The organism is Paenibacillus dendritiformis (genome assembly GCF_015845845.1).
Taxonomy (GTDB): domain Bacteria; phylum Bacillota; class Bacilli; order Paenibacillales; family Paenibacillaceae; genus Paenibacillus_B; species Paenibacillus_B dendritiformis_C.
In genome coordinates this window covers 1-11,335 of the sequence record NZ_LDIG01000118.1, presented here as the reverse complement: position 1 = coordinate 11,335, position 11,335 = coordinate 1, and the positions used below count along the sequence as shown (strand labels likewise).

Below are 11,335 nucleotides of genomic sequence, written 5' to 3'. Positions count from 1 at the left end.
TCGAAATCCAGTCCGCAAAACCACAAATAGCCCGCATGCATGGGCAGCAGTTGATACAATTCCCGTTCGGAGTGGTTGAACAAATACGAAAGCAGCATCAGTCGAACCATTCGCTCCGGGTCAGCCGCCGGGCGACCGGTGCGTTCCGTATATAGCGGCGCTACCCAATCATGGACGATGGATAAATCAAGCGCCTCGTTGATTTGACGCAGGATGTGCTTTTTCGGCACGAGTTCATCCATATCCACGAATTGAAACATCTGAGGCTGGACAGCCGATGACTTATAGGCTTTCATGTTCAATCACTCTCTCGATTATTTGTTACAGTACAAATTCGACAAAACCGTGGGAAAGACCTGTTTAAGCGGACTTTTTCACCGGACTTTTAAAGATAAACAAGATAAACAGGCTACGATGAAGCATAGCAGAAAACTACTTCATGGAGGCTTGTTATTGATGAAAAAGAAGTCGATTGCCGTCTTGTTCGGCGGCTGCTCCACCGAATATGAGGTATCCTTGAAATCGGCCGCGTCGGTCATCGATCATTTGGACCGGAATCGCTATCATATCGTCATGGTCGGCATTACGCGCGAGGGAAAGTGGCTGAAATATCACGGCAGCACCGAGGATATCCGACTGGATCGCTGGCACGCCCATCCCGCCTGCTTGCCCGCCTGTCTCTCGCCAAGCCGGGACGCCGGGGGACTACTCGCGCTGATCGGCACCGAGTATCATGTGACTCCCGTCGATGCCGTCTTCCCTGTCCTTCATGGCAAGAACGGGGAGGATGGAACCGTCCAGGGGCTGCTGGAGCTGTCGGGTATTCCGTTCGTCGGCTGCGGCTCGCTGTCGTCGGCCATCGGCATGGACAAGGCGATCGCGCATACGTTAGTGCGCGCGGCCGGCATCGAGACGGCGGAATCCGTTACGATTTATGATGACGAACCGCTCTGGACAAGGCGGTGGACGCCGCGGCAAGACTGGGATTCCCGCTGTATGTGAAGCCGGCCCGATCCGGATCGTCCCTGGGCATGACGAAGGCTTGCAATAAGCAAGAACTGATGGATGGCGCGATGCTCGCTTTTTCCCATGACCATAAGATCGTAATCGAGCGGCAGGTGAACGGCTTCGAGGTGGGATGCGCCGTGCTGGGCGATGCCGATCCGATCGTGGGAGAGGTCGATGAGATTGAGCTTCGGGACGGATTTTTCAATTATCATAAAAAATATACGCTTGAGACATCTGCCATTCATATGCCTGCCCGTATCGATTCCGAGACCGCGGCGAGGGTCAAAGCAGCGGCGCTGGCCATCTATCGAACGCTCGGCTGCCGCGGGCTGGCCCGCGTCGACCTGTTCCTGACGAATGAAGGGAGGATCGTGTTCAATGAGGTGAACACGATGCCCGGCTTCACGTCAGCCAGCCGGTACCCGAATATGCTGCGCGGGATCGGCCTGTCTTTCCCGGACATCCTGGACCGGTTGATTCAGCTCGCCCTTGCGGAGGAGCGGAGCGCATGAGCCAAGTCAGGATGTATGCCGCCAGCGGCAGATCGCTCATGGGAAAATACACCGAAATTGCCGTCGGCCGGGAGCGGATTCACCGGGACATGTGGTGCTCGTGAACCGTGACCATCCGGTGAAGCGTCCGCCGGCGCCGGAGGAGCTGCTTCCGGTGCAGCAGATTCCGGCGGCGCGCCATTGCGAGGAGCAGGAGATTCGGCTGGAGCAGACGTGCTTGCGCCAGTTGAACCAACTGCTTCAGGCATGCCGTGCCGCAGGGCGCATCGTGGCCGTCAGCGGCTACCGATCGAAGGAAGCGCAAGCGCGCATCTATGCGGCCTCGCTGCGGGACCACGGCGCCGCCTTCACGGCGAGCTATGTCGCGCGCCCGAACGAGAGCGCGCATCAGACCGGACTCGCGGTGGATGTCGGCGAATATGCCGATACGATCGACTATCTCTGTCCGTCGTTTCCCGATCGCGGCGTCTGCCGGGACTTCAAGCGCCTTGCCGCCGATTACGGCTTTATTCAGAGATACGAGGAAGGCAAGGAGCCGATCACCGGGATCGGTTGCGAGCCGTGGCATTTTCGCAATGTCGGCTTCCCGCATTCGCAGATTATGGCGCAGAACGGGCTGTGTCTGGAGGAATATATCGATGTTGTGAAGCAATTCACCTGTGAAGGGCCGCATCTGATCATCCAGGGCCGGGATGGGGTGGATGAAGTGTATTATGTTCCGGCGGCTGCATATGGGCTAACGACGATACCTGTCGTTCACGGCGTACCCTACCGCTTGTCCGGCAATAATCAGGACGGCTTCATCGTGACCGTGCTTCACCGTAAAGGCGGTGCGCGCCGTGACGGCTAACGTTCATTTTGGCGGGCTCGACCGCTTCTAAATCGTGGCCGCCCTGCTGGTCATTGCCATTCATACCGGCCCGTTGATGTCGCTTAGCTCCTATGCCGATTTTATGCTGACCGGCATTGCGGCGCACGTGGCTGTGCCGTTTTTCTTTATCGCATCGGGGTTTTTGCTGTTCCGCAGGCTGACGGGGGAGAAGGTTCGGGATCAGGGCCTCCTGCATCGCTTCATTCGCAGAATCGGGCTGCTGTATGCGGTGTCCATCATGCTTTATTTGCCTTTGAACGGGTATGCGGGATACTTTGCGGAGGACTTCGATTTCTTGTCCTTCCTTCGGGATCTTGTGTTCAACGGCACGTTCTATCATTTATGGTATCTGCCTGCAGTGATGCTCGGGACGTATATTACTTACTTTTTATACCGGACGCTGCCGTTGCAGTGGATGCTGGCCGCGGCCGGATTATTGTACATCGCCGGTCTGCTGGGAGACAGCTATTACGGCGTAACGGAGCAGCTTCCGGTCCTCCGCGCCGCGTATGCCGGGATGTTCACCTGGTTCGATTACACGCGCAACGGCATCTTTTTCGCGCCGTTATATATTGCGATAGGCGCGTGGACGGCGGCACGCTCTGTTCGTCTTCGCTCCGCCGCGGTGGGCGCCGGCCTTCTGCTGCTGTCGCTGGCCCTCCTGTTCCTGGAGGGGATGGCGCTGCATGCTTACGGCATGCCGAGGCCCGTCCTGGCGTTATGGGAAAAGAGACCGTGGAGCGCAGATTCGAGAGGTGCGGCAGCATGACGAAGGGCAAGCTGGCCCAAGAGGCCGATCGGGCATCTCGCATCATCAGATTCAAGTCCGATTCCGTGATTTCGATGAGGAGCTAGGCGAGTGGGGCAAGGTTAACGTTGAGCAAGGAGCGGTGATCCACCGACGAATGGAGCGGCCAAGCGGGCGCAGCGCTGGTGGAAGGGCGCCAGTACCAACGACATAGAGCAAGCAGCATGCCGATCTCGTTGCGGGACGCGTGCCGGTGCTGCCGATCGCGAAGGCGAACGGTGGTCCGGGCGCGTCCTTTTTGTGATGTCTTGACTTTCGGGGAGAGGCGAGCTATGATTAGTCATGTGAGTTAGTAATTTAGTAATCTAGTAAATAACTTATTTCGATTTAGTTCAGATCGGATGGAGGATATAGAAGATGAAAATTCCTACAAATCTAAAGCACAAGCCTGTCATTGTCTCGGAAAATTACGAGAATGTGGACGGACGTTATTCCGGCCATTCCGACGCGAAGGGGCTCTCCCTGGGCTTGGCCCAATGGAATGACCGCGGCAAGGTCGATATCTCGGCCAAGGTATGGCGCTATACCGGCGAGAAATGGTCCAGACAGTCGGAGGAGCTGCCGCTTCACCGCGTGCTCGACCTGGCGATTCTCGTCTGCCGGAGCATGGTTCATTTTCGCGAAGCGTATCGTTATGAGGACTTGTACGATCCGGAGAATCCGGTGCTGGACCGCATCGGATTGCAAGGAGATGCGATGACGGTGGCGGTATGCACCGGCAACGAGAAGATTAAGGAAGATATCAAGCTGTTCAGCCAGGCGCTTAGCGACGATGACGAGCTGAATGGCGAGCGGCTGCGGACATTGTCCGCCCTGTTGAAGGAAATGGGGTATTGATACGGATAAAGCATCCGCGCCGCGTGAGAAAGGAGGAGCCGCCATGGCACTGGATAAGCAGAGAAAGAAAGAGCTGGCCTCGGCCTACCAGACATCGTTCCGGCCGATGGGCGTCTACCAGATTCGCAATGTGAAGAACGGAAAAATTCTCGTGGACGGCACGATGGATCTAAATGGAGCCAAAAACCGGCTCGATTTCATGAAGCAGACGAAGTTGAACAACATTCCGGAGCTGAAGCAGGATTGGGAGCTGTACGGCGGGGACTGCTTCGTATTCGAGGAGCTTGATCGGATCAAGCCGCGGGAAGAGAGCGTCGCCGACCGTTCCGAGTTGAAAAAATACCGGGACGAGGTGGACGCGCTGCTGGAGCTGTGGATCGAGAAGCTGCAGCCGTTTGGCGATAAGGGGTATAATAAACCGAAGCGCAAGCCTTAAGCGCAGCAACCGGCCGAAAGGCCGGTTTTTTGCTGTCCGGGGGAACGCATGGAGAGGGGCGGCCGGCCGACAAGGCGCTGCTCCGATGGAAGAGAAGCCGCCGCTTGCGCTGCCGTGCCTGGCGGATGCTGGCGGGTCAAGTGAAAGCGTGGGGTATAGCGTGGTGTTAGGCTAGGTATAGAGCCAGGTGAAAGGCCTGTATAAAGCCAGGTGTACAGCTAATCCTGCAAAATTACAGTAATTTATCGCGTTGGAGGGGGTATTTTCCAGAATTCCTGCACAGATGTAGGAATTTGCGAGTTTTCGCGGAATGGGAGTTGGAACGAGCAGAAATTGATGTAATTTTGCTGGACTCTAAGCAGCATTAATCGGGCTTGAGGGAATTCCTGCTATTTTCAGAGTGTTGAGAAAGTCTATATTAATCACCCATTCACTGCGTTAAATTGGTATATATTCTTATCATATTCCATTGAAAGCGCGGTGTTTTCATGCTTTACACGAATGATCCTAACCCACAACCGGACTATGAATTGGTTTGTCTTGAGCATATGGTTGATCCTGATCATTTGCTTCGCCATATCGATAAATATATTGATTTTACCTTTATTTTGGACCTTGTGCGCCCTTACTAGAGCGAGTCGAACGGCCGACCATCTGTGGATCCCAGTGTGTTCTTTAAAATGCTGCTCATCGGTTACTTGTATAGCATTCGCTCGGAGCGAGAACTGGAGCGAGTCGTCAACGATTCTCTTGCATTTCGGTGGTTCTTACGGCGCTCGGACTTTCCGGCAAAGCGCCTGACCATTCGATCTTTAGCTGGAACCGGAAAAATCGGTTTAAGGATACTACCGTCTTCCAAGATATCTTCGACAACATCGTTCAGCAGGCCATTCAGCACAACATGGTGGGAGGCCGGCTGCTCTTTACCACGCATATCAAGGCAAATGCCAACAACGGGCGGTACGAGAAACGAGAAGTGACTTGTACGCCATACGAATTTCTCCAAGAGCTGGAGCAAGCCGTGAATGAGGAACGTGTCGCTTTTGGAAAAAAGCCTCTGCCTCCCAAAGAGGAGGCCGAAACCAAGGAACAAAAAGTTAGCTTGACAGATCCGGATAGCGGAACCCTGAATCGGGATGGAAAACCGGAAGGCTTTCATTATTTAGATCACCGCACCGTAGATCATAGATACAATGTGATTACGGACTGCTACGTCTGTGCAATAACGTGCTTATTTGTTTCTAAGAGCATATTTATTTTTGCAAATTATTATAACTGCCAAAACTATCATGAACAAGCCACCAATGAATGTGTAGTTAGTAATTGACCAAATATAACTTGGAACCAGACTAAGCAAAGTGTCCATATTTTTTACAGTCTGCTCGGCAAAATTCAAATAGATAATAATTTTTTCTAATCCGCTTAATGCCATAAGAAAAACACCAAATAAAATAATTACTAAAGGCAACTTCTTTCCACCCCCTATTGAATGAAATTAATATAGGATCGAGCATTTGCTCAATCCTATATTATCAAGTTAGTTCACATATGCTATTGCAAACTCTCCGTCAGTATGACCACTTGAACCTACTGTTGCAGGGACGCCTGCCCATACATCTTTTTTCTCGCCCATTTTTTGGCACCCTGTCACTGGATAACATCCCATATAAGTAATATCCCCTTTGGTAAAATTATATCTAGGGGCAAAAGTTAAATAACCTGTTTTATTTACTTTTACATAAAGAGTATAAGTAAGACTTGAGGAAGATGACTCTGACCATGAGAAAGAAGTATTTGCTTTAATGTATGATTTATCTCCTCCCGTTAATCCTGCGCTCCAAGTTACAGTAGATGTGATCGCTTCCCCTTTTGAAATCGGGCAAGGTTGAGCTGAGCCAGTGCAATTAACATTTGCACTAGCTCTGCGAGGAGTCATTAATTCAGACCATTTTTGCTTTTCGGTGTAACTTGACATGTCCACAACATTTAATGGAGTGACAATTTCTTTGTTATCGTTGTTATTGTAAAGGCTATTTTCAGAAGATATCTGTGCGGCTAAAATGCGGGCTTTCTTTAGATTTTCCATATACTTTTCCAGTGGCACTGGTGTACCATCAGCCTTAAATGCTTCGTAATATCTTACATTTTCCTTTTCATCAATCAGAACCTTTTCTCCATTCTCATAAGTGATCTTCAAGCCATAATCATCATTCGAGGCTTGAGTCAAAGTAGAAAGGGCATCGGCTGTTGCAGCAAAACTCTACTTTGGCAGAGCAAAAACCGAAAACACTGTTGTGACTGATAAAATTCCGACAAAAAACAACATTATTGCTCTTTTCTTAAACATCTCAGTACCTCCGTGTATTTTAGTTGGATGCTATACTAAAGATGCTTTCACTAAAAAAGAATAACACGTTAATTTGTATATGACAATTGTTAGTAATATTGAGTGTATTTAGGATGATATCTTTATTGGATTTTCAAGCGTGATACAAAATAAAAGGATACCCTATTCGGGGCATCCTTTCTCTTTGCATGCTTGTCTATTCTTTAGAAACAGATTTGTAGCTAATTGCGAATGCATAGCCAGCCTGACACAGACCCCGAGATAAAGCTTCGGCTCGAAAAGGCGCTCATCCTGAACCAGTACTATCTTGAACATGATATGAATCCTTATGAGATTACGTTGTGGAGCGTGGTCAATGTCTCGGCCAACCTGCTCGTCCTGATTACGCTTCTCACGGTCATTGTGTCCGCCGATATGCTTGCCGCCGAATTTTCATGGGGAACCATCAAGCTGCTGCTTGCCGGTCCGGCGTCCCGCACCAAAATTTTGTTCAGCAAATATATATCGACTATCCTGTTTGCATTCGCCTTGCTTGTGTTCAATTTCACGCTTTCTTTTGCGCTGGGCGGCTTGTTGGAAGGATTCGGGGACTTATCCCGTCCGGCCCTTACGGTCGATCCGAGCGGGACAGTTCGGGAAGGGTCCATGCTATGGTCCGTGATTCAGCTTTACGGCCTGAAAGCCGTTGAATTGATTATGTATGTGACGATGGCGTTCATGATCTCGGCGGCTTTTCGCAGCTCGTCGATGGCGATCGCCTTCTCGCTGCTGTTCATACTTCTGGGCAATTCGATCGTCAGCATGCTGAGCAAATATGAATGGGTGAAATATTTGCTGTTCGCCAACGTCAATTTGAGCCAGCATGTGAACGGTACGCCGATTCGGCCCGATATGACGATGCTGTTCTCGGTATCGGTTCGCCGGATTCCATCTTATCTCATGGCTTGTCTTTACGAGAAGGGATGTGGCAGGGTAGATGGAACGGCTTAAGGACCGCAGGGGGAAGTATCGGCCCAGCATTGCGCATGCCCAAGCCTCCGGCGCCACAATGGATGGAGCAGGAGGCGGCATGCCGCAGATAAGGGCTTCGCTTCAACAAGCCGCGTGTTCGGCGTTCACGCCGTTACTGGAATTGCAGCGGCAAGGAGGCGAATCCGCGCATCAGATAAGTGGGCTGCCATTCGAGCCGCTCGGGCGGCACGGCCAGCTTCATGCCGCTCCGGCGGCGCAGCAGCGTGCTGATCGCAATCCGTCCTTCCAGGCGGGCGAGGGGAGCTCCCAGGCAATGATGGATACCCATTCCGAACGCGATATGATGGTTCCGCTCCCGGGACAAGTTCAGCCGATCCGGCTGCTTGAAGAACTCGGGATCGCGGTTGGCCGAGGCAAGCGCGACAAGCACCATGTCCCCCTTCGAGATGAGCTTGCCGTTCCACTCATAGTCTTCTCCGATCCAGCGGTTCGTCGCGAATTCGACCGGGCCCATGAACCGGAGCAGTTCTTCGATGGCGGAATCCATTAAGGAAGGGGTGTTCCGCAGCGTATCCAGCTCGTCCGGATGAGTCAATAACGTGAATATGCCATTGCCAATCAGGTTTACGGTCGTTTCATGGCCGGCTATGATCAGCAGGAGAATCGTCGATATCAGTTCCTTTTCCGACAAGGAGTCCCCTTCGGATTCCGCTTGCACCAACAAGGATAACAGATCTTCCTTCGGATCTCGCCGGCGCTGCCCGATCAGGGCCGTGATATAGTCCGTAAAAGCGTCTATCTCCGATCCGATTCGCTGATATTTCTCCGGCACATTGATGGCCGAAACGAGCGCATGGGACCATTGGCGGAACTGATCCCTCTCTTCGCTGGGCAGCCCGAGCATCTCGCTTATGACAATAATCGGAAGCGGATAGGCATAATCTTGAATCAGCTCCATGGAGGCCTGATCCTCCATTTGATCCAGCAGCCCATCCGCTATGCCCTGAATACGGTCCTTTAACCTCTCAATCATGCGAGGGGTAAATGCCTTTTGCACGAGGCCGCGGAGGCGGGTATGATCCGGCGGATCCGAATTGAGCATATGTCTGGTCATCAGGTCCATTTGTGAGGGCGGGAGCCCCATTTCATCGGGCGTGACGAATTGGAACAGATTTTTCTTCAAATGATCGGCTTTCAGGGCGGCTACGGCGTCCTTATAGCGGGTCACGATCCAGGCTGTTCTGCCGTTGGGCAGAATAATTCGGTGAAGCGGATCATGTTCTCTGAGCTTCTCATACAGCGCATAAGCATGATCTTTAAAATCGGATGAAAAAGGATTGACCGTCGGGATGGTTGGGCTTGTGGCCATTCGAGCGCCTCCTTCATTCATAGTTCATGGTTACCGGACAGGTATGCCATACTTAATAATTACAACTAGAAATTGTTGAATATGCCATAACGTATATATATTTCTTTTTGTGCGCCCAGCCGATTGGGGAAATGATGAATCCAGGGCGGCGGTAACCTTCCGGATGGAAAGTTGCGCGCGGGGTTGGAGTTTATTTTGATCAATGAATTTCCTAGGGTTGCGAACGTTGATAACGGAACATTCATATGGAAATACTTGACTTCCCGGGCAATCGAAATTATAGTAATCAGTAATATAACTACTAGGAATGGATTTGCCGGATTTCGCTCGGCTCCAGGAGAACGGTTCGCTTCGTCGTGAGCTGTTTTTCTGCCATTCTATTGAAGTGGTTGGTCTAATAACGTCTAAAAAAGAAGGAGAGATTATCATTGACGAAAGAATTGTTTCTGGAAGATGGTTATCTGCAGGAATGCGAGGCGGCTGTGCTGGAAGCGGCGGAGGACAAGATCATCCTGGATCAGACCGTGCTGTATCCCGCAGGAGGAGGGCAGGAGCATGACACCGGCATACTGGAGCAGGATGGGCGGACGTTCGAGGTCTACGGCGTAAAGCGGGAGGGCGGCCGCATTGTTCATTATGTGAGGAACGGAGCGGACTTGAAGCTTGGGCCGGTCCGCGTGCAAGTGAATTGGGAGCGCCGCTTGGGGCTGATGCGCCATCACACCCTGCTGCATGTGCTTGGCGCAGTGGTTTACCAAAAATACGGCGCTTTGTGTACGGGCAATCAGATTTACCCTGATCGGGCGCGCATCGACTTCAACCAGCTTCAGGACCTGACGCCGGAGCAGCGGGACGAGATCGTGATGGAAGCGAATCGCATCATTGCGGCGGATTTCCCGATCTCTTACCGGACCGTCAGCAGGGAAGAGGCGGAGATTATTCCCGGCATGATTAAGACGGTAGTCAGTCTGCTGCCGCCCTCTGTCCGCGCCGTCCGTCTCGTAGCTATCGAATCGATCGACGAGCAAGCCTGCGGGGGCACTCATGTCCGAAGCACCGGAGAAATTGGCGGGGTGGAGATTACCGATATCAAAAGCAAAGGAAAAAACAATAAGCGCTTGGAGGTAAGGGCGGTATAGGCCGGCTATGATCAGTTGGACGACCGGCCTTCCAGAGCCAGGCCGCCATTCTTTTGAGGTTCATGGCAGCGTGGAAATCCTGCAAAATTACAGTTTTTTATTGCAATAAAGGGGGAATTCTTTGCAATTCCTGCGAGGCTGCAGGAATTCGGCTGTTGCGGCCGAATTGGAGCCGTAACGGGTTGAAATTGATGTATATTTGCAGGAGTCCAAGGAGCGTTAAGCGGCTTTGAGGAAAATCCTGCATTTTTGGAGCGACCAAGCATAGGTCGAGTGAGGTAGCAGGTGTGAACCCTGCTTGGAAAGGCACTAACCACGCCACCAATAACGAGTCTTGGAGCGAACATGGTAACAGGTTCGTTTAAGCGTAGACAGATAGGATGTAGGCCTGAAAGTGATTGAGCCACGAAATGCAGAAATCGGGAAGGCCGACAGTGTCAAAAAGCTGGAAGGCAATACTCCGCTAAGCGAAAAAAAACTACGACAGCAAGATTATCTAACAGGATTTTCCTGTATTTTGTCGAAGTATAAAAGGATGACTTTGCAAAGGAGTTCCTTATATGCTTCCTAAAAATCGGTTGGGTGCTGCACCCCGAATTTATTTCCGAACTGAAATGACTCACTGTCCGCATTGTGAAACGAAATTACGACGTTCCCATACGGCTTGGCATAAGAAAATTTCTACGCTGAAAGGGGTTATCGACGTATGGAGCATGGCGTACGCCTGTAAAAATCCAGCATGCACCCATCCAGAAGTCTCGTATAAATCAGCCGAAGCGGAAATGCTTAGCATGAAACATTCGTCCTACGGCTACGATGTGCTGGCTCTGGTTGGTGAGCTACGATTCAAGCACCATCTGACGGTCAAAGAATTGACAGAGGCCTTGAATGAACGCGGAATTAAAACCAGTGAACGTCATTCGCAAAATCTGTATGAACGGTATCAAGTTCTTTTGGCCGCCAGTCTCAATGATCATGTCCGCAAGGTCCTCGCCGAAACGACGGAACAAAACGGTGGCATCCTTTTATCCATGGA

The 11,335-nt window shown here is 51.5% G+C and carries 9 protein-coding genes and 3 pseudogenes; 9 read left to right on the top strand and 3 right to left on the bottom strand.

The genetic code is table 11. From position 1 onward, the window contains the following. Positions 1–296: transposase (locus tag ABD76_RS10215; RefSeq protein WP_197253959.1), on the bottom strand; the 296-nt coding region annotated here is incomplete at its 3' end. 160 nt (positions 297–456) lie between these two features. Here ABD76_RS10215 and vanG point away from each other — a divergent pair. From vanG to ABD76_RS29465, 6 genes and pseudogenes are all read left to right on the top strand, one after another. After that, a pseudogene (vanG, locus tag ABD76_RS10210) lies at positions 457–1,520 on the top strand (D-alanine--D-serine ligase VanG). A 100-nt stretch (positions 1,521–1,620) separates the two neighbouring features. Beyond that, entirely contained in the window at positions 1,621–2,370 is a 750-nt protein-coding gene (locus ABD76_RS10205; protein WP_338125096.1) for a D-alanyl-D-alanine carboxypeptidase family protein, read from the top strand. Between the two features lie 34 nt (positions 2,371–2,404). After that, positions 2,405–3,160, top strand: coding sequence for an acyltransferase family protein (locus tag ABD76_RS10200; RefSeq protein ID WP_206765601.1), 756 nt, complete (start codon positions 2,405–2,407; stop codon positions 3,158–3,160). 396 nt (positions 3,161–3,556) lie between these two features. Beyond that, complete coding sequence (locus ABD76_RS10195) at positions 3,557–4,036, top strand: DUF6530 family protein (protein ID WP_197256579.1); 480 nt, start codon at positions 3,557–3,559, stop codon at positions 4,034–4,036. Between the two features lie 43 nt (positions 4,037–4,079). Further along, positions 4,080–4,472 (top strand): GIY-YIG nuclease family protein, encoded by a 393-nt coding sequence (locus tag ABD76_RS10190; protein ID WP_197256577.1) that lies wholly within the window; start codon positions 4,080–4,082, stop codon positions 4,470–4,472. A gap of 488 nt (positions 4,473–4,960) precedes the next feature. Then, positions 4,961–5,688, top strand: a pseudogene (locus tag ABD76_RS29465) (transposase); the annotation flags it as partial. A 321-nt stretch (positions 5,689–6,009) separates the two neighbouring features. Here the strand turns inward: ABD76_RS29465 and ABD76_RS10175 are convergent. Beyond that, entirely contained in the window at positions 6,010–6,669 is a 660-nt protein-coding gene (locus tag ABD76_RS10175) for a DUF6060 domain-containing protein (RefSeq protein ID WP_197256571.1), read from the bottom strand. Between the two features lie 381 nt (positions 6,670–7,050). Between ABD76_RS10175 and ABD76_RS10170 the strand changes: the two genes are divergently transcribed. Continuing rightward, on the top strand, positions 7,051–7,809 hold the full coding sequence (locus ABD76_RS10170) for an ABC transporter permease (RefSeq protein WP_197256569.1): 759 nt from the start codon (positions 7,051–7,053) through the stop codon (positions 7,807–7,809). A 133-nt stretch (positions 7,810–7,942) separates the two neighbouring features. On the opposite strand, the gene ABD76_RS10165 is transcribed toward ABD76_RS10170, so the two are convergent. Then, positions 7,943–9,160 carry a cytochrome P450 family protein gene (locus tag ABD76_RS10165; RefSeq protein ID WP_197256567.1) on the bottom strand — a complete coding sequence of 406 codons (1,218 nt, stop codon included), beginning with the start codon at positions 9,158–9,160 and terminating at the stop codon, positions 7,943–7,945. A 428-nt stretch (positions 9,161–9,588) separates the two neighbouring features. Between ABD76_RS10165 and ABD76_RS10160 the strand changes: the two genes are divergently transcribed. Further along, positions 9,589–10,299: an alanyl-tRNA editing protein gene (locus ABD76_RS10160; protein ID WP_197256565.1), complete on the top strand. Its 711-nt coding sequence runs from the start codon at positions 9,589–9,591 to the stop codon at positions 10,297–10,299. 560 nt (positions 10,300–10,859) lie between these two features. Next, a pseudogene (locus ABD76_RS10155) lies at positions 10,860–11,335 on the top strand (transposase); the annotation flags it as partial.

Coding starts and splice junctions, on each gene's coding strand:
- ABD76_RS10195 (WP_197256579.1), top strand. CDS start 3,557: ATGAAAATTCCTACAAATCTAAAGCACAAGCCTGTCATTGTCTCGGAA.
- ABD76_RS10190 (WP_197256577.1), top strand. CDS start 4,080: ATGGCACTGGATAAGCAGAGAAAGAAAGAGCTGGCCTCGGCCTACCAG.
- ABD76_RS10170 (WP_197256569.1), top strand. CDS start 7,051: ATGCATAGCCAGCCTGACACAGACCCCGAGATAAAGCTTCGGCTCGAA.
- ABD76_RS10165 (WP_197256567.1), bottom strand. CDS start 9,160: ATGGCCACAAGCCCAACCATCCCGACGGTCAATCCTTTTTCATCCGAT.